General features: G+C 58.6%; 25 protein-coding genes. 19 read left to right on the top strand and 6 right to left on the bottom strand.

The window, feature by feature from the left end:
• The first annotated feature begins 35 nt into the window (after positions 1-35).
• Both ACQZ6J_RS02370 and ACQZ6J_RS02365 read left to right on the top strand, forming a co-directional pair.
• Entirely contained in the window at positions 36-452 is a 417-nt protein-coding gene (locus ACQZ6J_RS02370) for a hypothetical protein (RefSeq protein ID WP_449081674.1), read from the top strand.
• 34 nt (positions 453-486) lie between these two features.
• On the top strand, positions 487-1,092 hold the full coding sequence (locus ACQZ6J_RS02365; protein WP_449081672.1) for a DUF6362 family protein: 606 nt from the start codon (positions 487-489) through the stop codon (positions 1,090-1,092).
• A 62-nt stretch (positions 1,093-1,154) separates the two neighbouring features.
• Here the strand turns inward: ACQZ6J_RS02365 and ACQZ6J_RS02360 are convergent, their stop codons facing one another.
• Positions 1,155-1,847: a class I SAM-dependent methyltransferase gene (locus ACQZ6J_RS02360; RefSeq protein ID WP_449082741.1), complete on the bottom strand. Its 693-nt coding sequence runs from the start codon at positions 1,845-1,847 to the stop codon at positions 1,155-1,157.
• 391 nt (positions 1,848-2,238) lie between these two features.
• Positions 2,239-2,406: a hypothetical protein gene (locus ACQZ6J_RS02355; RefSeq protein ID WP_449081670.1), complete on the bottom strand. Its 168-nt coding sequence runs from the start codon at positions 2,404-2,406 to the stop codon at positions 2,239-2,241.
• 14 nt (positions 2,407-2,420) lie between these two features.
• Between ACQZ6J_RS02355 and ACQZ6J_RS02350 the strand changes: the two genes are divergently transcribed.
• The 14 genes from ACQZ6J_RS02350 to ACQZ6J_RS02285 all read left to right on the top strand — a co-directional run bounded on the left by ACQZ6J_RS02350 (position 2,421) and on the right by ACQZ6J_RS02285 (position 11,616).
• Positions 2,421-2,768 carry a hypothetical protein gene (locus tag ACQZ6J_RS02350; RefSeq protein WP_449081668.1) on the top strand — a complete coding sequence of 116 codons (348 nt, stop codon included), beginning with the start codon at positions 2,421-2,423 and terminating at the stop codon, positions 2,766-2,768.
• On the top strand, positions 2,725-4,209 hold the full coding sequence (terL, locus tag ACQZ6J_RS02345; protein ID WP_449081666.1) for a phage terminase large subunit: 1,485 nt from the start codon (positions 2,725-2,727) through the stop codon (positions 4,207-4,209). The genes ACQZ6J_RS02350 and terL overlap by 44 nt, the downstream gene beginning before the upstream one ends.
• 45 nt (positions 4,210-4,254) lie before the next feature.
• Positions 4,255-5,616, top strand: coding sequence for a DUF1073 domain-containing protein (locus ACQZ6J_RS02340; protein WP_449081665.1), 1,362 nt, complete (start codon positions 4,255-4,257; stop codon positions 5,614-5,616).
• A 76-nt stretch (positions 5,617-5,692) separates the two neighbouring features.
• Positions 5,693-6,808: a DUF2213 domain-containing protein gene (locus ACQZ6J_RS02335; protein WP_449081663.1), complete on the top strand. Its 1,116-nt coding sequence runs from the start codon at positions 5,693-5,695 to the stop codon at positions 6,806-6,808.
• Between the two features lie 27 nt (positions 6,809-6,835).
• Positions 6,836-7,306: a structural cement protein Gp24 gene (locus ACQZ6J_RS02330; protein WP_449081661.1), complete on the top strand. Its 471-nt coding sequence runs from the start codon at positions 6,836-6,838 to the stop codon at positions 7,304-7,306.
• Between the two features lie 3 nt (positions 7,307-7,309).
• Positions 7,310-8,281 carry a DUF2184 domain-containing protein gene (locus tag ACQZ6J_RS02325; RefSeq protein WP_449081659.1) on the top strand — a complete coding sequence of 324 codons (972 nt, stop codon included), beginning with the start codon at positions 7,310-7,312 and terminating at the stop codon, positions 8,279-8,281.
• Between the two features lie 70 nt (positions 8,282-8,351).
• Positions 8,352-8,849 carry a DnaT-like ssDNA-binding protein gene (locus ACQZ6J_RS02320; protein WP_449081657.1) on the top strand — a complete coding sequence of 166 codons (498 nt, stop codon included), beginning with the start codon at positions 8,352-8,354 and terminating at the stop codon, positions 8,847-8,849.
• On the top strand, positions 8,849-9,205 hold the full coding sequence (locus tag ACQZ6J_RS02315; protein ID WP_449081655.1) for a hypothetical protein: 357 nt from the start codon (positions 8,849-8,851) through the stop codon (positions 9,203-9,205). The genes ACQZ6J_RS02320 and ACQZ6J_RS02315 overlap by 1 nt, the downstream gene beginning before the upstream one ends.
• Positions 9,202-9,429, top strand: coding sequence for a hypothetical protein (locus ACQZ6J_RS02310; RefSeq protein WP_449081654.1), 228 nt, complete (start codon positions 9,202-9,204; stop codon positions 9,427-9,429). Before ACQZ6J_RS02315 ends, ACQZ6J_RS02310 begins: the two co-directional genes overlap by 4 nt.
• A 22-nt stretch (positions 9,430-9,451) precedes the next feature.
• A complete protein-coding gene (locus ACQZ6J_RS02305) occupies positions 9,452-9,844 on the top strand; it encodes an HK97 gp10 family phage protein (RefSeq protein ID WP_449081652.1) in 393 nt (130 codons plus the stop codon).
• Between the two features lie 37 nt (positions 9,845-9,881).
• Positions 9,882-10,313, top strand: a complete 432-nt coding sequence (locus ACQZ6J_RS02300) for a phage tail terminator-like protein (protein WP_449081650.1) — start codon at positions 9,882-9,884, stop codon at positions 10,311-10,313.
• A 3-nt stretch (positions 10,314-10,316) separates the two neighbouring features.
• Entirely contained in the window at positions 10,317-10,802 is a 486-nt protein-coding gene (locus tag ACQZ6J_RS02295) for a hypothetical protein (RefSeq protein WP_449081648.1), read from the top strand.
• 83 nt (positions 10,803-10,885) lie between these two features.
• Positions 10,886-11,287, top strand: a complete 402-nt coding sequence (locus ACQZ6J_RS02290; RefSeq protein ID WP_015340441.1) for a hypothetical protein — start codon at positions 10,886-10,888, stop codon at positions 11,285-11,287.
• 95 nt (positions 11,288-11,382) lie between these two features.
• On the top strand, positions 11,383-11,616 hold the full coding sequence (locus ACQZ6J_RS02285; protein WP_449081646.1) for a phage tail assembly chaperone: 234 nt from the start codon (positions 11,383-11,385) through the stop codon (positions 11,614-11,616).
• 38 nt (positions 11,617-11,654) lie between these two features.
• On the opposite strand, the gene ACQZ6J_RS02280 is transcribed toward ACQZ6J_RS02285, so the two are convergent.
• Entirely contained in the window at positions 11,655-12,026 is a 372-nt protein-coding gene (locus ACQZ6J_RS02280; protein ID WP_174071704.1) for a hypothetical protein, read from the bottom strand.
• On the opposite strand from ACQZ6J_RS02280, the gene ACQZ6J_RS02275 reads away from it, so the two are divergent.
• Positions 12,026-12,271 carry a hypothetical protein gene (locus ACQZ6J_RS02275; protein WP_449081643.1) on the top strand — a complete coding sequence of 82 codons (246 nt, stop codon included), beginning with the start codon at positions 12,026-12,028 and terminating at the stop codon, positions 12,269-12,271. The genes ACQZ6J_RS02280 and ACQZ6J_RS02275 overlap by 1 nt on opposite strands.
• 63 nt (positions 12,272-12,334) lie before the next feature.
• Here ACQZ6J_RS02275 and ACQZ6J_RS02270 read toward each other — a convergent pair whose 3' ends face one another.
• The 3 genes from ACQZ6J_RS02270 to ACQZ6J_RS02260 form a co-directional block, all read right to left on the bottom strand.
• Positions 12,335-12,937 carry a hypothetical protein gene (locus ACQZ6J_RS02270; RefSeq protein WP_449081641.1) on the bottom strand — a complete coding sequence of 201 codons (603 nt, stop codon included), beginning with the start codon at positions 12,935-12,937 and terminating at the stop codon, positions 12,335-12,337.
• Between the two features lie 60 nt (positions 12,938-12,997).
• Positions 12,998-13,447 (bottom strand): hypothetical protein, encoded by a 450-nt coding sequence (locus ACQZ6J_RS02265; protein WP_449081639.1) that lies wholly within the window; start codon positions 13,445-13,447, stop codon positions 12,998-13,000.
• A 93-nt stretch (positions 13,448-13,540) separates the two neighbouring features.
• On the bottom strand, positions 13,541-13,954 hold the full coding sequence (locus ACQZ6J_RS02260) for a hypothetical protein (protein WP_174071701.1): 414 nt from the start codon (positions 13,952-13,954) through the stop codon (positions 13,541-13,543).
• A gap of 83 nt (positions 13,955-14,037) precedes the next feature.
• Between ACQZ6J_RS02260 and ACQZ6J_RS02255 the strand changes: the two genes are divergently transcribed.
• Together ACQZ6J_RS02255 and ACQZ6J_RS02250 are read left to right on the top strand one after the other, a co-directional pair.
• Complete coding sequence (locus ACQZ6J_RS02255) at positions 14,038-16,569, top strand: phage tail length tape measure family protein (RefSeq protein WP_449081637.1); 2,532 nt, start codon at positions 14,038-14,040, stop codon at positions 16,567-16,569.
• Positions 16,569-17,213, top strand: a complete 645-nt coding sequence (locus ACQZ6J_RS02250; protein WP_449081635.1) for a hypothetical protein — start codon at positions 16,569-16,571, stop codon at positions 17,211-17,213. Before ACQZ6J_RS02255 ends, ACQZ6J_RS02250 begins: the two co-directional genes overlap by 1 nt.
• The last annotated feature ends 1 nt before the right edge of the window (position 17,214 follow it).

Genomic DNA, 17,214 nt, shown 5'->3' with positions numbered 1-17,214 from the left:
CATTGCAAATTCAATGCGAAAGGAGTCGAGCGGCTATGACCAAAGGTAGACTGGATCTTCTTCTCGATGGTCTCGGCATAAAGCTGGTTCCTGTCCATCGTCGGCGCGCACCGGCGGAAAGCCACGCGCGAGGGACTATGCAGGAAATCCGGGGACGCTACGGCGACGGTCATCTGGTTTTCGTTCTGCGCTGCATCCGGCAGACCGGCAAGAATCGTGACGAACTCTGGTCTGATACCATCGGGGCCGTTTCCGATGTTCTCGTGCAGCGTCAGGATTGGGCGCTGCAGCGCCCGAGTGACCTGCTGGGCGCCTTCGACGATATCCCGCTCGGTTCGTTGCGCACCGATGCGGTAGCGCGACGGCCCTGGCCCGTGCGCGCGACGTTGCGCACGCTGATCTATCATGAATTGGAGATACGCCTTGATGCATCGTCCCGCCTTGCAGTTTGATGATCTTTCCCAACGTGCGGCAGAGATCGCGGATTTGAGCATTATCGTGCGCGCGCGCTTCGTCGAGGCTGCCGATACGATGGTTCATCTCGATGTGCGCGGCGTTCGCCCCGACAGAATGCGCACGCTCTGGCCGGAGGTTCTGCCCGAGCCACTGGATCACGCCGAAATCCGTGTCCGCTATCGTCCGAGCGCCGCGGCGATCAGTCGGGCGGAGGAAGTCTTGCAGGAATGGCTGCGCGTTCATGTCAAGGACGAGGAGCGGCGCATTCTGCTGTCGCGATGGTCCGTCTGCCTCGCCGCGCCTTACGTGGCGGGGTCCTTCCGCGACTTCTGCTCTCGAACAGGGCGCGTGCGCCGCACGGCGGAACGGCGCATCCAGAATGAATTTCAGAGCCTTGCAGGGGTGTTGCTTGCTACCTCGCCGATGCTGCAGGAGCCCGACTGGTCGCGCATTTCGCCGATGATGCCGAACTCGCCGAGTGGTGTCGAGCGGATAAAGCCGCCGGCACCCAAACACGAAACGCACTGGCTGCCGGATGACGCACGGCCCGTCTTCGATGCGGCAAGTCCCGAGCTTGCCGAACTGGCCAAGCGGCTGGAGCGCGAAAACCGCCGGCGCGCCAAGATGAGGGCTTAAGCACAAGCGGCAATTGCGGTCTGAACCCGCATTGCCGTTGCATTCATCTTTATAATTATCACCTATCGGTGACTTTTGCTCTCAAGCGTGAAAACGCCACTTCGCCGCATGCTTCCAATGTCCTCCCCGAAGTCCGTTACGGCATATTCCGCCAGAAGCCGCAGTCGTGATGTCGGCAGATGGGCGCGCCATGGGTCACCGATCAGAACTGCAATACCCTGGCCCAGGCAGCGATCGAGAAATGCGGTTACGCGTTTGGCAAGTGCCGCCTCGTAGAAAAGATCGCCGACGCAGATGACGTCGACGTCAGGTGGTTCGCCTTTCGTCAGGTCGGCGAGGATAGGCTGAACTGAGACGTTGTTGGCGGCTGCATTCAGCTCTATGGCTACCATCGCATAGGGATCAACATCGGCGGCCCATACTTCCGCTGCGCCCGACTTTGCCGCTGCGATACTCACGATTCCCGAACCGGCGCCGAGGTCGAGCACGCGACGACCGACGACACTTTCCGGTCTGTCGAGAAGATAGCGCGCCAACACCAGGCCACCACCCCAATAATGCGCCCAGTAGGGCGAGCCGAATTGCGGATCGCGCTTGGCGAGACGCCGCAAGCCGCTTTGCGGACCTGCCTTGTGCAGGCGAATTTCAGGGATATCCGGAACAGGCAGAACCGGAAGATTCGCGGCGATAAATCGTCGTATCCAATCATGATCGTCAGCACTGTCTGCATCTCGAGCGGATATCCTGCTTTGCATTCGCCCCGCGCGAGTTCCTATCAGCCGCTCGGCTGCATGCGTGCAACGCTCGATGAGAGCCGGCGAGTTCGGCAGGGCCATGTCATCGGTCGCGATCTGCAGGAGATGAGCGGCGATCATATCCGCGGTTGCTTTCGCCTGCGAGAGAGCGGCCAGAATGTCTTCCACGTAGCTGTCATATTCATCCTGTGCTTCGGGCACATCCCCGATGCCGATGGGATCCCATACCCGCAAAAGTATGATGCGAACTTGATTGAGGTCATCCTTCGGCTGATTTCGATCGTGCATCGCGGGCATTTCTTGAAGCGGGTTGGTACGAACTGCGGGTATTCTCCTTCAGTTCGTCGGACCGCAGGTTGCGATATTTGCAAGTCATTTCAAATTGTTATTTTCAGTTTGCGTCAAAGCCGTCATTCCTTGCAGGACGCTGGACCTTCAAGGGTGTCGCCAACAGCACCGAAATGGGGTATTCATTTTGGCATGATGAGAACAGTTGCAGCGACGCACTGTTGGCCGCAAGCGATGTTTTGAAGCGCTTGTTTTCCTTCAAAAAATCCATCGGAAATCTCAAGCATGTCCAATGCCGACAAGCCGGTCGTGCCGCGCAAGCCGCGTGCGCGCCGTCGCAAGGCCGTTCCCGCCGACGATACGCCGCTCGACTACATGTTGAAAGTGATGCGCGACGACGAGGCGGATCAGAAGCGACGCGATGAAATGGCGAAGATTGCAGCCTCCTATGTTCATCAGAAGCCGAGCGAGCGTTCGGGAGGCGGAGCGAAGGGAGGCCGCGGTTTCACAGTCGACTTAACCAATGCCACGGATGAGCAGCTTGCGATACTCGAATCCCTTTTCGGTCCGCTTGCCGGATCCGGCGACGATGATGGCAGCGATCCGGGAGGAGAAGGCGAGGCGCACAGCTGAGCGCGAACAAGCCGAACATGCCGGCCAGATTGCGATGGATGCGGAGCGGGTTCGTGCGAATTGCCAGGCGCTGGCCGGGTTCGTTCGAGAAGCCTGGCATGTCGTCGAGCCCTCGGTCGACTATGTTCACGGGTGGCATATCGATGCGATCTGCCAGCACCTCGAAGCGGTGACCTCCGGTGACATTATCCGGCTGCTGATCAATGTGCCGCCGGGCACGATGAAGTCGCTGCTTTGTGGCGTCTTCTGGCCGGCCTGGGAATGGGGGCCGAAGGGCAAGCCGCAGCTGCGCTATCTGGGCGCCTCCTATTCGGAACATTACGCCAAGCGCGACAACAGGCGCATGCGCGACCTCGTCGCCTCCGAATGGTATCAGGCGCTCTGGGGTGATCAGGTCAGGTTGACGAGAACCGGCGAGATGGCTTTCGCCAATACCCGCATGGGCTCACGTCAGGGTGTACCGTTCTCAAGGTTGACCGGCGGTCGTGGCGATCGCGTCATCATTGACGATCCGCATTCGGTCGATGGAGCTGAATCGGAGGCGGAGCGCCTTTCGACGGTTCGCACATTTCGCGAATCCGTGCCGACGCGCCTCAACGATCCCCAACGCTCGGCGATCGTCGTCGTGATGCAGCGGCTGCACGAGGCGGATGTATCCGGCACGATCATGGCGCTTGGGCTCGGCTACGAACACCTGATGCTGCCGATGGAGTTCGAGCCGGAGCGTCGCTGCCGGACGTCGATCGGATTTGCCGATCCGAGGACGGAAGAGGGGGAACTGCTTTTTCCGCAGCGCTTTCCGCGGGCCGTGGTCGAGCGGGACAAGATACCGCTTGGTTCCTACGCGGTGGCCGGTCAGTTTCAGCAGCGGCCTGCGCCCCGGTCAGGCGGGCTGTTCCAGCGCGGCGACTTCGAAATCGTCGAGGCCATGCCGGCCGGGGCAAAACGCTGTCGCGCCTGGGATTTCGCCGCTTCGAAAGCGCGCCCCGGTCGCAAGCCGGACTGGACCGTGGGCTTGCGCATGGCGTTGGCTGATGGTGTTTTCTATGTCGAAACCATTGCGCGTGGCCGCTGGTCACCTGCGGAGGTGGAGCGCAATCTCAAGAATGCCGCATCCCAGGACGGACCGACAGTGACGATCCGGATGCCTCAGGATCCGGGTGCAGCCGGCAAGGCTGATGCGGAAACGAAGATCAAATTGCTCGCGGGCTTTCCCGTAAAGGTCATATCTCCAACCGGTGATAAGGCGACGCGCGCCAAACCGGCATCGGCCCAGGCCGAGGCGGGGAACGTCAAGCTTTTGCGTGGGGATTGGAACGAAGCATTTCTCGACGAGATCTGCGCCTTTCCCAATGGTCAATTCGACGATCAGGTCGATGCTTTCGCCGACGCCTTGAACGAGCTCGCGCTGAGCTCTTCTTTCAGCTTCAGCAATTTCTAGGCTCGCCGGCGCGAGCCTCCATCACACGATATCAAAGGACAATCCATGGGGCAGGTATTCTCGATGGTTCGCGACGGATTGATGAGCCTTGCATCCCGCATGGGCACCGAGCGCGACAAGGCGGCGTCGGTTTTCTATACACAACCGATGCTGACGGATGAGCAGATCATTGCCGCCTATCGCGGTTCCTGGCTGCCGCGCAAGATCGTCGACATTCCGGCGCTGGACAGCTGCCGGAAGTGGCGAAACTGGCAGGCTGCGAGCGATCAGATCGGATTGATCGATGCGGAGGAACGCCGGCTCAATCTGCGCGGCAAAGTGCTGGAAGCGTCGACGAAGGCACGCCTTTTCGGCGGAGCTGCCTTGTTCATCGGATCTGGGGATGCCGATCCGGCGCTGCCGCTGGAGATGGAACTTGTCGGAAAGGGCGGCCTCAAGCATCTCACGGTGCTGACACGGCGGCAGCTCGCCGCCGGCGACATCGACAGCGATCCAACCTCGGAATGGTATGGCAAGCCAAAGCTCTACACCCTGACCGGCGCCAACGGCCTGCAGGTGCGCATCCATCAGTCCCGGCTTGTCATCTTCAAAGGGGCGATGACACCATCTGAAGAGTTTTGCGGGATGGGCAATCAGGCCTGGGGCGAAAGCGTGCTTGCCGCGACATTCGACGCGATCAAGAACGCCGACAGCACGGCAGCCAATATCGCCAGCCTCGTCTTCGAGGCGAAAATCGATATCATCAAGGTCCCGCAGTTTTCCGCCAATATCGGCAACCAGGCCTACGAGGATGCCGTGTTGCGCCGTTATGCGCTTGCCAACACCATCAAGGGGGTCAACGGGACTCTGATCCTCGACGCAGAGGAGGAATATGACAGCAAGAGCGCACCGCTCTCCGGCCTCACGGATATTCTGCTGGCCTTCCTGCAAATCGTTGCCGGTGCGGCCGATATTCCGGTCACCCGTTTGCTCGGCCAATCGCCCGCCGGCTTGAACGCGACCGGTACGGCCGACATGAAGAACTATCACGACCGCATTCAGGCCATTCAGGAGCTCGATTACACGCCGGCGATGTCGCGGCTCGACGAGTGTCTCATTCGATCCGCCACGGGTGTCCGCGATCCCGCGATCTACTCGACCTGGGCGCCGTTGGAGCAGATGAGCGAGAAGGAGAAGGCCGATATCTTCAAGACAAAGGCAGAGGCGGCACGGGTCCTGTTCGGCTCAGCCTCGGGGGAGGAGATCATCGCACGGCAGGCGCTCTCGGAAGCGCTGGTGAATGCCTTTATCGAAGATGGATCGCTGCCGGGCTTGGAGGCGGCGATAAAGACATCCGATCAAGCGGATACGAAGCAATCCAAAGCAGTTGCCGAGGTCACAGAACGACCCGAGGCGACGCCCGTGTAGCCGCTGAAAGGCCCGTTTCGTTCAAGGCAACAGCTTTCACGACGAACCAAGTGGCTCCGACAGGAGAAATCTCAAGATGAACTTCACAGACATTGTAACCGTCGCGGGAACGCGCCGGACCGGGGACGGCTATCTTGTTGCCGATGCCCGCATCGCCCGCACGGGCATTCAGGCCTATGCCGGCGCCGAAATCGGCAGACCTGAGATGCCCACCGTACGGATCTATCGGCCTGGAGCCGAAGTCTTTTCCGAGGACACACTCAAGAGTGCCGCTCACCGGCCGGTGACAAATGAGCATCCACCCGAAATGGTTACCTCGGAAAACTGGAAGAAATACGCCGTCGGCCAGACCGGCGACGAGATCGTCGGTGAGGGCATATTTCTGCGTGTGCCGCTGATGGTCAGCGACGAAGAGGCCATTCGGGACATAGAAGGCGGCAAGCAGGAACTGTCGGCCGGCTATGTCTGCGACGTCGATTTTACGGCAGGCGTCACGCCTGCGGGCGAAGCCTATGACGCCGTGCAGTACAACATTCGCATCAACCATATCGCCATTGTGCGCCGTGGCCGGGCGGGCTCGAAGGTCCGCATCGGCGACGCAGCCGCACCGTGGGGCTGCTCTCCTCTCGCAGCCCCACGCCCCCTTTCCAATCATCACCAAAGCAAGGAAGGAATGATGCCCACGAAGACGATCATGATCGACGGCATCGAGATCGAAGTCTGCGATCAGACTGCAGAGATCATCACGACATTGCGGCAGCGCCTTGCCGACGCCGAGACGGCCTATCAGAAGACCATTGCCATCCGGGATGCCGAACTGGATGCGCTGAAGGCAGCTGTTCTCGACGAGGCGGAGATCGAGCGCCGTGCCGAGGCGCGCGCCGAACTGATCGGCCTCGCCAGGGCGATTGCCGGAGACATCAAGACATTGGGTCTTTCCGATGCTGCGATCCGCAAGGCTGTCGTTATCGCCAAGGCGGGCGAGGGGGCGGTGCAGGGCCGATCGGACGCTTACGTCGATGCGCGTTTCGATATGCTGGCCGAAGGGCTGCGCAGGAAGCCGGATCTTTTTGCTGATGCCGTCAGGGACGGCATCAGCTCGACGCAGCCATCCACATCGTCCGCTTTTGCCGCCTATGCCGCCATGGTCCGCGACCTCGAGCGCGCGCATCTGGCCGCCAATCCCACTTAACCAGGTCAACGAAAAGGAGACGCTTTAATGGCGACTTATCAGACCACCTATGGAAACGCTCCTCGGAAGGGCCTGCACGGGCAGATCGCTTCTGAGGAAAAGGCCAACAAGATCAGCCGCACGGTTGAAAACGCCGCCGGCATCAAGTTTGGACAGCCTGCCCAGCGCGGGCTTGCCGATCATGGCGTTGCGCCCTTTGCCGCCGGCGGCAAGTTCATCGGTATCGCCGTGCTGACGCCGAACGTGCTGCCCGACGTGGCGCCGGCTGGCGGCTATGCGCAGTTCGTCACGGGTGCGTTTCTGACCACAGGTCAGATCTATGTGCGGGCCGGCGGCGCCGTCTCGGATGGCGATGCCGTCTACTACAACCCGACGACCGACGCCTACGTCAATGCAGCTGGCGCCGGAATTGTCGGCCCCATTCCCGATTGTTTCTTCGATACGAGCGGCGGCACCGGCGACATCGTCGAGATCTCGCTCAAGCACAGGAGCGCCTAATTCATGAACCAGTTCGTTCGACAGCAGTTCGCCGACGCCCAGGCCGCCTATTCCTTCGTCATTGCGCAAGGTCGCAATATCGAGACCCGCATCTACCAGCGCCGCTATCCGACCTTCAACTATGGCCTCCATGTTCCGGTCGTCACCGAAGGCAACGAATGGGCTTCGGGCACGACCTTCTTCACCGTCGACAGCGCCGGCGAGGCGAAGTTCCTCTCCGCCGCCGGCACCGACATGCCCTTCAATCAGTCGACCCGCGACAGTGCCAGCCACGACTTCGCGATGATCGGCTCCGGCTGGGAATGGAATCTCGAAGAAGTCAATCAGGCCGCGCTCTACAATCTCGATCTCAACGCTTCCAACGCCATTTTCGCCGCCGATAAGATCGAACGCCTGCTCAATTCCGTCGCCATGACCGGCTCGACGGAGAAGGGCTGGACCGGTTTCGTCAACGATCCGAAGGTGTCGCGCGTCGATGTCGCTGCCGATGGTACGGGCAGCTCGACCCAATGGTCCGCCAAGACGGCCGACCAGATCCTGCGCGACGTCAACGATCTTATCGGCGGCGTGCGGCAGCGGACCGGCGAGGTCGAGTGGATCGATAGCCTGCGCCTGCCGCCCGAGGCCTTCCGCCTGATCGCCACGAAACGGCTTGCCGATGGCGACGGCTACATCACCGTGCTGGAATTCCTACGGCGCGGCAATGTCTACACGGCCGAGACCGGCCAGCCGCTCGATATTCAGCCGCTGCGCGAGCTTGCGACGGCCTCGCAGGATGGCGGCGGCCGCATGGTGGTCTATCGCCGCGATCCGGAGGTGCTGCGCTTCCATCTGCCGATGCCGCGCCGCGTGCTGCAGCCGCGCCAGAAGTCGATCATGAGTTTCGAGACCGGCATCATCGCCCGCACAGGCGGCACTGAAGTGCGCCTGCCTGCGGCCATGGCCTATGGCGACGAAATCACGGCTGCATCCTGAGCCTGATTTCCCTCTCTCCGCTCGCGCGGGGAGAGGGGATTTTTCCTTCCAACGATCGACCGGAGCTTTCATGTCCGCATCCTTCTACGGCACGCTCGCCGCTGCCGATGCCTATTTCGCTGACCGGGCCAATGCCGCCTGGGCAGAGGCCAGCGATGGTGATCGCCTGGCGGCGCTGGTGCGCGGATCACAGGCGGTCGACAGCCTCTATGAGCCCAGATTCACCGGGCGACGGACTGGCGGTTACGATCAGGCGCTGTCATGGCCTCGCAGAGAGGCGACGACGGTCAATGGTGAGGCGATCGCAGACGACGCGCTGCCGGTGGCCGTGACCTGCGCAGCCTATGAGGCGGCGGCGCTCGAGCTTTCCGAGCCGGGCAGCCTGATGCCGGTGATCGTTGCAGCCCGCACAGTGAAACGGGAGAGGGTGGGGCCGCTGGAGACGGAATATGCCGTTGCCGACAGCAGCGACGACATGATCGCCGCCGCAAGGCCGGTGCTGACCATGCTCGATGGGCTTCTCTATCCTCTTCTGCGTCCGGTGCTTCCGGGCATTCTGGTGGTGTGATGGCTGGCTTCGATTATGACAGGACGCGCACGACCGCCGAGCGGCTGATCGCCAAATTCGGGCAAAAGGCCAGTCTGCGGCGCATCGCCAGTTCCGGTCCCGATTACGATCCGGTTCAGACGAGCGAGGACTTTGCGTGTTCGCTTGTCGATCTCGATCAGAGCCAGGCGCACATCGCCGAGACGCTGATCCAGCGCGGCGACCGCATGGTCTATCTTTCGACCGAGGGGCTTTCGATCACGCCGACGCTCGCCGACAAGATGCTGATCGGCAGCGCCGAACACGCGATCGTCGATGTCCAGCCGCTGTCGCCGGGTGGGACTGTCGTCTTCTGGCAGCTGCAGGTGCGGCGATGACGGCGCTGGTACGTTTCAAAACGATCCTGACGCTTTGGCTGCTGTCGCGCGTCATCCTGCTGCTCAATCGGGTTTCACCATTGCCGGGGATAGAGCGAAGTGGCGGGGCGAAGGGCGAATCCCGAACCGCCAGATCTGCGGTTCGTGCCCGTTACGGCCACCTCACACTTTTGAATTTCGAGCGGCCTGGCTCGTCACCGGGCGATGCCGCCGATGACGCATAATCATATCAAAGGGGTATCCGACATGGCTTCCTCAAGTTTCTCTACCGACATCGCCGCATGGGCCGAACGGACCAAGAAGCGCATGGAAGAGGTGGTGAACCTCTCCACGCAGCGGCTGGCCGAGGCGATGGTCGAGGCAACGCCAGCGGTATCGGGCGAGCTTGTCAATTCCTTCCAGATTTCCGCTTCGCCGCTGCAAAGCGGGGATGCTGAGGGTGCAGATGAGGGCCAGCCGGTCGATCTGGCCGGCCTTGGCGTGCCGCGGGGTGGCCTGATCCATATGGGTTTCACCGCCCCTCATGCCGCCACCGTTGAATATGGCAATGATGGCCAATCGGGGCAGGGCATGGTGCGGCTCGCGGCACAGGCATGGCCCGACATCGTCGCGAGCGCTGCGCGCGACTCGGCGGACTAATCCCTCGAAATTTCAACATCATAGATATGGGTGACGCATGGCGACGGCGACGGACGCTCTCATTCTGGCTGCGCTGCTGGATCATCTGGCGGCGCTCCAATTCCAGCCGCCATTGCCGGTGGCGCAGCCGGGCATTGTCTTTCCGCCGGCGGGACAAAATAAGCCGGATAACTATCTGGCCGTCAGCTTCCTGCCCAACCGCCCCCGGCAGGTGACGCTCGGCGACGATCCGCAACAGAAGCTCGGGCTTCTGCAGGTTTCCGTCTATTGGAAGGCCGGCGGCGGGCTGATCAAGCCACTCGATGCCGCCGGCCTGGTCATCGACCATTTCAACAACAAGACGCTGTTCGCCTCTGGCGTGAAGATCACGATCAGCGGCGAGCCGTGGGCCGCAGGCCCGATCCAAGAGGATGACCGGGTGCAGATACCGGTCACCATTCCCTACACCGCCTTTGAACCGGAGACATGATCCATGGCGAACAAAAGCACGAAAAAGGGCTCGAAAGTCTACGTATGCGAGACGCCCCAGAATACCGACCTGACGGCCACGGCCTATGCCGCGCTGATCTGGGTGCAGGTGGGCAAGGTGGGCAAGGTCGGCGATTTCGGCTCGGAATCCACCATCAACAACTACAATACGCTGGATGAGCCGGTGCAGCAGAAGCAGAAGGGCGTCTCCAACGCCGGCGATCCGGAGCTCGAAGTCGCCTCCATCGCCGACGATCCCGGCCAGGACATTCTGCGCACCTTCGGCGATCCGCTTAACATCAACAACATGGCGATCAAGGTCGAGCGCAACGACGCGCCGCAGGGCAAGACCAACACGGTGTTCTATTCGCGCGGCGTCGTTTCCGGCCCGCTCTATCCCGGCGGCGGCTCCGACGATTTCGATCTGGAGAAGTTCAAGGTCGGCCTCAACCAGCTGCCGATCCGCGTCGACCCCGTCACCACGCCGTAAGCGCGATCTTTCGGAACCTTGCGCGCGTCGCTCTCCTGCGGCGCGCGGCCACTCGAATATGTCCCAACCGATAAGGTGTTTCCTTGGATATCTCCAGTCTCGTCAATTCCGAAGATCTCTTCGAGCTGCAGCTCCTGCATCCGGCCACCGAGGAGCCGCTCGGCATCTCCTTCATGATCCGCTCGGCCGAGAGCAACGAGGTGAAGAAGATCGTTCGCCAGCATAGCGACCGCTTCCTCGCCAGCCGCAAGAAGAAGCTGACCACCAGCAAGGTCGAGGCCGAATATCTCGACAAGGCCGCCGCCGCCATCGCTTCCTGGAGCTGGGGCGAGCAGCAGTGGAAGGGCGAGCAGCCGGTCCTCTCCTTCGAGAAGGCCCGCGAAGTCGTCGAGGACGCCGGCTGGATCTACGATCAGGTGGCTGGCGCCTCGGAGGACCGCGCAAATTTTATGAAGAGCTTGCCGAAGGGCTTTCAGAAGCCGTAGGGATCGTCGCACGCTATGATTGCGTTCGCGATACTAACGGCGAGACCCGGCGCGAACGCAACGAGGCCTTTGAGCTTTTAAGCCCGGAGGCCGAGGTGCCGGAGGCAGGCCACGCGCTCTGGGACTGGTTCTGGGACCTGCGCTCGGCGCAGGCCCCCGGCTTTTCCGGCCCGGCGCCGCTCTCCCATCAGGAGGTGCTGGCCTGGCTGCACCTGACCGGCAACCTTCTGCGCCGCGAGGACATTGCCGTGCTGAAGGCGATGGACGGGCGCTATTGCCAGGCGGTGGAGGAGGAGACGGAGGCGATCAGGGCGCGAGAGGCGGGGTAGAACGAGTTCTGACAATAAAAGCGAAACAACAAGAGTTGTTACTGCAGAAACTGAACTAAAGCTGCTTTGAGTTTCTCAAGTCGTCCCTTTAGCAAAACCTTACATTTGTCGACTGAAATGTTAGGGTTTTGATAACCTGCGTTCTTTTGGAATTCGCCTTCCCATTTTGCCAGAATTTTTTGAGTGAGGTCCGCGTCCTTGGTAAACTTCAGTATCGTCGCTTCCACTGTGCTACGCGCTGTCAAGTATATGTCTACGCCCGCAACGTTTCGGCATAGATAGGTGGCACCTAAATTGTCATAGAGGGCTTTGACCAGCGCGTCCGCGCTAGCATCGCTATTTTTGGTGCTGCCGGCAAAAGCGCTACCGCCCATTAAGTACAGGCATATTACTGCGATAAATCCGCGCATTGTCCATCCTCGCTCTAAATGATATCGGCGCCAAAGCGACATACGAAGAAATACAAGTACTGCGCGAATTTTGGTTCGCAAATATGTGGTCGGTTTTGATTACGGTGACAGCGCACCCATTTTTCAATGATGATCTTGGCTTTAGCGTAAAAGAGGGCTTGCACCCGCCCGTTGCGGCGCTGGCCGATTTGATGTGGAGTATCAGGGACGACGATACGAGCGAGGCGGGCCATTGTTTGAGCTAAATGGAATGGGTGCTTTTAGTTGAGTGCACTATCATCGTAATTCTCTACGTTGTTTAGTATGATTCAATGGATGAGCCATCTGAAAATATCGCGAAACCAACCCTGATAAGGTGCAATTGGTCTCAGGGATATTTGCTTCTTCTCAGGAGAAAGGGCTACTTCAGACTGAACGATGCGGTATAAATCGGAGGAATCTGCCTTAAGTAGAGATATGTCTCCTGCTCTCATATCAGATGTTTTTCCGTCGTTAGAGTAATATTCGCATTCTAATAACGTATTTAATGGTTTATTTTCATCGTCTGCCGCGTTGAATTTTATAATTGCACCATAGATCGTCGGGTTTAAGGAGCCATTGTCGAAAGCTTTAAGAGATTCAAGCTGAAAACTCTTAATATTCTGCTTTATGTTGGCAAGTCTATCGGCACTTAAATTTTTGAAGTCATAATCAAGACGAGAATACGTGCGGGCGTAGCGATCCTCAAGTTCAGATCTGGTCAGCGGCTTTTCTGATAGAATGTAGCCGTCGCGCTTATAACTCGATGGCCTTATGAGATAGTTTTTCAGATTTGCCTCACAAGCCTTTACGATTGGCGGATCAAAGACGCCAAAGCTGTAGAGTAACAACAACGCGGCAAGCACTGCAATCACGCTAGAAATCAGCTTCATTAAAACTCCTGCAGGCGGCTCAGGTTAATTCCGTAGGTTCCGGAAATGGAGGGCTCGTCACTATCTCAGGGCACTCTCCACCATCCATTCCGCTCCGGTTTTACCGTTGATTTTGACCGAAAATCTGCTGGAGTCAGAGCCATCTCCTGTAAGGCTTATATCCTCACACACTGCCGAATTTCGGATTGCTACCCCAAAGCTATTGGGCGCGTCATATTTGATGAAAATATTGATTTGCGCGGGCTTCACTTTGCCGGCGTCGAAATCTCTCATGTCCCTTTGAATGATCGCAGGGGAAAGTTTCAAATCCTGGAGGCTGGCAAGATATTCCGCTCCATTAAGAACCTTCGTGGACCGGCTGATCTCGATCCTCTTGTAGTCGGCAGGTGAGAGCAATCGCTCCTTTAGAGCGGCTTCGCAAGTGCTGACGATCTTCGCGTCGAAGAAATCGCAACCGCCTAAAAGCGGCAGCAAAAACGACATGGCCACAACATTTGAAATTAGCTTCATGGAATCCCCCGAGTACCCCCAACGGTTGATTTCTGCCATCTACTCAAAAGGTATGCCAGTGACCCATGCTGCAACTTTCGATTTATTCTCATATTAACGCTGCTTGTTCCGCCATTCCATCTCGGTATCGCCATCGATACTCACGACGAACTCATTAACCGTCGAATCGCCCCCAAATGCACTTGCGTATTCGCACCTGGAGACGCCACGAATTGGTGTACCGTAGGCGTTTGGTGCGTCGTAACTTATCTGAAGAATATACCGCATAGGCTTTGCCGCACCGCTGTCAAAATCGTCCATCGTGACTGCCTGGAGCGCAGGAGAACCTTTGCTGCCGAAGAGGTGTTTGTACTCTGCGCGGCCAATCACTTCTTCGGACCGTGTGATTTCGATCCGTTTGTATTCCGACGGTGACCGAAGCCTACCCTTGAGGACGCTTTCACACGCTGTGACGATTTTGGCGTCGAAAAGATCACAACCACTCAACAACGATAGCAAAAGAGCCACGCCGGCCAATCTCCACAATCTGTCCACGAAATCCCCCGATCAAAATTTGGGTTGTATTTCGCATTTTTTGAAAAGGTACGCCAGTGACGGATATTGCTACTTTGGGTATAAAATTCACGATTGTTGGCGCCGATCAGGTCGCCATAGGGATGAATCGTGTTGCCGTTGCGGCCGACAAAGTGGAGTCGGCAGCAGGGGCATCGGCTCGCGCGATTGGTACGCTAAGTGGCAAGGCGGTTGCAAGCGCAGGAGCCATCGGTAAGGCGACGGCTAGCATGATAAAATGGCAGAACAGCTGTTCTTCTACAGCTGGAGCTGTTGACAAGGTTGCGGGTTCACTCACTGGTATGAATGCGCAAAGCCAGAGCAACCAGAATTCAATCGAAGCGGTGAGCATAAAGGCGAAAGACTTGAAGGATGTCCTCATTGAAATGGGCACCCGAATGGCAAGTGGCGACTCCCCATTTGTGATCGGCCTTCAACAAGGCGGAAAATTGGGCGAAATGCTCAGTGGAGCGGGGGGGCTTACTGGTATCGTTAGTGGATTGGGCAAAGCATTTTTATCAATGCTCGATCCCGTAAGCCTTGTGGCCCAGGTTTTAACCACTGCTGCGGCGGTGGGCATACAGTATTTCATGAATACAGGACGCGATATAAAAAGCGTAAACGATATTCTTAAACAGCACGCCGATCATATCTCGTCACTCGGCCCTGCATACCAACAGGCTATTGATAAACAAAAGAAATATGCCGAAAAAAGTTTAGCCCTCTCGAATGAGGAAATGGCGGATGATAAAGATGCCGCTCAAAAGAGGATTATGGCCGAATCCAAAAAAGCATACGATAATCTGAGTTACGAGGCCTACATTGACTATATGACGAGACCAATGAGCTTCGACGGCACTATGCAGGCAGGGGCATTTGATCCTGCCAGAAAGGCCATAGAAGAGCTTGGTGACTCCATCAAAGCCCAATCACCTAAATTTGTCGAATTTAATGAGAAGATTGCGCAGCTTGCGCAATCCGGTCAGCTAACGAGGGATGCTTCAGTGCGATTACGAGCACTGATTATTGACGCTGTGAATGCTGAGCAAAGCTTGGGCGGAGTTAGCGGCAAGACCGATTTAGTCGCAAGATCGTTCTCGAAAATGCAAGATAAGATCAACGAGGTCAACCCTTTTGGAGCAAGCAAGCTGCAGAGTACGCAGCAAGCCCTCGATGATTTGCGCCGAAACATGCAAGCCGGCCAGACCTCGGCTGACGAATTGAAGAAAGCAATTCTTGAGCTGAGCCAAGCTCATCCGGATCTTTCACCGCTTTTGTCTGAAATTGGTCGCCTTGGTTTGGCAGCACTCACCACGAAGGCTAAACTACAAGAGATGCAGAATGCTGTCGTTCTGAAATCTAGCCGCAATCCGCCTCCGCCCGCGCCAAAGACTCTTAGCAACGAGGAGATGTTGCAAGCAAATAACTGGAGGGCTCGTTTTGGTTACGACGATGATCTTGCCGCTAATTTGAAGAAGCAAAGAGAGCAGTATGGAATGCCGGTCGTTTCGAGTAATTTTGCCAACGGCAACAATACGAGCGGTGGCGGAGCGAGTTACAGAGCCGAAGCAGCCAAGTCCGCTACTTTTGGCGATATTGTCGCCGACGCCAACAAGCGCATTGCCTCGCTCAAACAGGAACAAGCAGCGCTTGGCATGACGGAACAGGCCGCAGCAAAAATGCGCTATGAAACCGAGTTGTTGAACAAGGCTCAGGAGAAGAACATCGCGCTCACACCTGAGCAGAAGACGGAGCTCGGTGGTCTGGCGGCAGAGATGGCGTCTGTCGAGGCGGCAACAAAGAGCGCGAGAGAGGCGATGGACTTTGCCAAGGATCTCACAAAGGGCTTTATCTCCGATCTCAAAAGCGGCTTGAAGAATGGCGAATCCTTCTGGAAGTCTTTCAGCACGGCTGCTGTGAACGCGCTGAACAAGATTGCGGATAAGCTCCTTAATGATGTTCTGGATAGCCTGTTCAAGCTCAACAGTGCGGCGAGCGGTGGCGGTGGAGGCGGCGGTTTCCTCAGTGGGCTTCTTGGGATATTCGGGTTTGGCGGCGGGAGCAGTGGCGGCAAGTTCGATCTGGCGACGGGTGCGAATGCCCCGATCCCGATCCCACGTCCCACATTTGCAAACGGCGGCTATACCGGCCCTGGGGGCGTCTATGATCCGGCTGGTTTGGTTCATGCCGGCGAGGTCGTCTGGAGCCAGAAGGATATTGCCCGGGCGGGCGGCGTCGGCGTCGTCGAGGCGATGCGGCTTGGGCGGCGTGGTTATGCCGATGGCGGCGTGGTCGGCGAGGGCGGGCCGCAATTGGTGCGTGCGCAGCCGGATGCTGCCGCTCCCGTCCGTCGCCTCAGGGCCGATAACCAGAACGACGCCTCCGGCTCCGCTTCCGGCGTGCATGTCACGGTCGGCGTTTCCGTCGATGAGGACGGCAATCTGAAGGCCTATGTGAAAAATGTCGCGCAATCGGAAGCGCAGAGTTCGACGCGGCAGGGGCTGAATGATTTCAATCAGCAGCTTCCCGATCGCGTCGCGCAGATCAACCGCAATCCCCGGAGGCGCTGATGGCCGTTTCCTATCCCTACGGCCTGCCGGCCTTTGCCGATCTTCTGAAGATCTCCAGCATCGTCTGGGACATTCAGCGCAATGACGAGCTTTCCGGCTCCGGTGACGGCCGGGTCTGGCAGGCGGAGCTGGCGCCGCCGCTTTGGACCGGCACGGTGACGCTCTCCGACATGTACAATGCGGAGGCGAAACAGATCGCCGCCCGCATCCGCAAGCTACACGGCGCCCAGGAGGCGCTTTTTCTTTATGATCCGCTGTCGAAATATCCGCAGGCCGACCCCGACGGAACGAAGCTCGGGAGCGCTGCGGTCAGTGTCGCGGCGCTTGGGGCCGACAATGCCTCGCTCAGCCTCAAGGGCCTGCCGGCGGGCTATCGGCTGACGGTCGGTGACAAGATGCAGGTCGGCTATGGCGGCCGCTACGCCTTTCTCGAAGTCTCGGAAACGGTTGGTGCCAGCGGGCAGGGGATCACGCCCGTCTTCGGCGTCTTCCCGCATCTGCCGGCCGGCTTTGCAGCCGGCCTCGGCGTGACGCTGCTGCTGCCGGCCTGTAAATGCCTGGTCATGCCGGGCAGCCACAATCCCGGCACAGCGAGCGGCCCGATCACCTCGGGCGCCACCTTCAAGATCATCCAGAAGAAATAGA

The organism is Rhizobium sp. A37_96 (genome assembly GCF_053521765.1).
The sequence above is the reverse complement of the archived record's forward strand: the minus strand, read 5'-3'. Positions and strand labels throughout refer to the sequence as shown.

Excerpts from the sequence above, each read along its gene's own strand:
- ACQZ6J_RS02270 (WP_449081641.1), bottom strand. The coding sequence starts at position 12,937 with ATGAAGCTGATTTCTAGCGTGATTGCAGTGCTTGCCGCGTTGTTGTTA.
- ACQZ6J_RS02340 (WP_449081665.1), top strand. The coding sequence starts at position 4,255 with ATGGGGCAGGTATTCTCGATGGTTCGCGACGGATTGATGAGCCTTGCA.
- ACQZ6J_RS02265 (WP_449081639.1), bottom strand. The coding sequence starts at position 13,447 with ATGAAGCTAATTTCAAATGTTGTGGCCATGTCGTTTTTGCTGCCGCTT.
- ACQZ6J_RS02315 (WP_449081655.1), top strand. The coding sequence starts at position 8,849 with ATGGCTGGCTTCGATTATGACAGGACGCGCACGACCGCCGAGCGGCTG.
- ACQZ6J_RS02335 (WP_449081663.1), top strand. The coding sequence starts at position 5,693 with ATGAACTTCACAGACATTGTAACCGTCGCGGGAACGCGCCGGACCGGG.
- terL (WP_449081666.1), top strand. The coding sequence starts at position 2,725 with ATGATGGCAGCGATCCGGGAGGAGAAGGCGAGGCGCACAGCTGAGCGC.
- ACQZ6J_RS02350 (WP_449081668.1), top strand. The coding sequence starts at position 2,421 with ATGTCCAATGCCGACAAGCCGGTCGTGCCGCGCAAGCCGCGTGCGCGC.
- ACQZ6J_RS02300 (WP_449081650.1), top strand. The coding sequence starts at position 9,882 with ATGGCGACGGCGACGGACGCTCTCATTCTGGCTGCGCTGCTGGATCAT.
- ACQZ6J_RS02310 (WP_449081654.1), top strand. The coding sequence starts at position 9,202 with ATGACGGCGCTGGTACGTTTCAAAACGATCCTGACGCTTTGGCTGCTG.
- ACQZ6J_RS02250 (WP_449081635.1), top strand. The coding sequence starts at position 16,569 with ATGGCCGTTTCCTATCCCTACGGCCTGCCGGCCTTTGCCGATCTTCTG.
- ACQZ6J_RS02280 (WP_174071704.1), bottom strand. The coding sequence starts at position 12,026 with ATGCGCGGATTTATCGCAGTAATATGCCTGTACTTAATGGGCGGTAGC.
- ACQZ6J_RS02330 (WP_449081661.1), top strand. The coding sequence starts at position 6,836 with ATGGCGACTTATCAGACCACCTATGGAAACGCTCCTCGGAAGGGCCTG.
- ACQZ6J_RS02325 (WP_449081659.1), top strand. The coding sequence starts at position 7,310 with ATGAACCAGTTCGTTCGACAGCAGTTCGCCGACGCCCAGGCCGCCTAT.
- ACQZ6J_RS02305 (WP_449081652.1), top strand. The coding sequence starts at position 9,452 with ATGGCTTCCTCAAGTTTCTCTACCGACATCGCCGCATGGGCCGAACGG.
- ACQZ6J_RS02295 (WP_449081648.1), top strand. The coding sequence starts at position 10,317 with ATGGCGAACAAAAGCACGAAAAAGGGCTCGAAAGTCTACGTATGCGAG.
- ACQZ6J_RS02355 (WP_449081670.1), bottom strand. The coding sequence starts at position 2,406 with ATGGATTTTTTGAAGGAAAACAAGCGCTTCAAAACATCGCTTGCGGCC.
- ACQZ6J_RS02360 (WP_449082741.1), bottom strand. The coding sequence starts at position 1,847 with ATGCAAAGCAGGATATCCGCTCGAGATGCAGACAGTGCTGACGATCAT.
- ACQZ6J_RS02370 (WP_449081674.1), top strand. The coding sequence starts at position 36 with ATGACCAAAGGTAGACTGGATCTTCTTCTCGATGGTCTCGGCATAAAG.
- ACQZ6J_RS02320 (WP_449081657.1), top strand. The coding sequence starts at position 8,352 with ATGTCCGCATCCTTCTACGGCACGCTCGCCGCTGCCGATGCCTATTTC.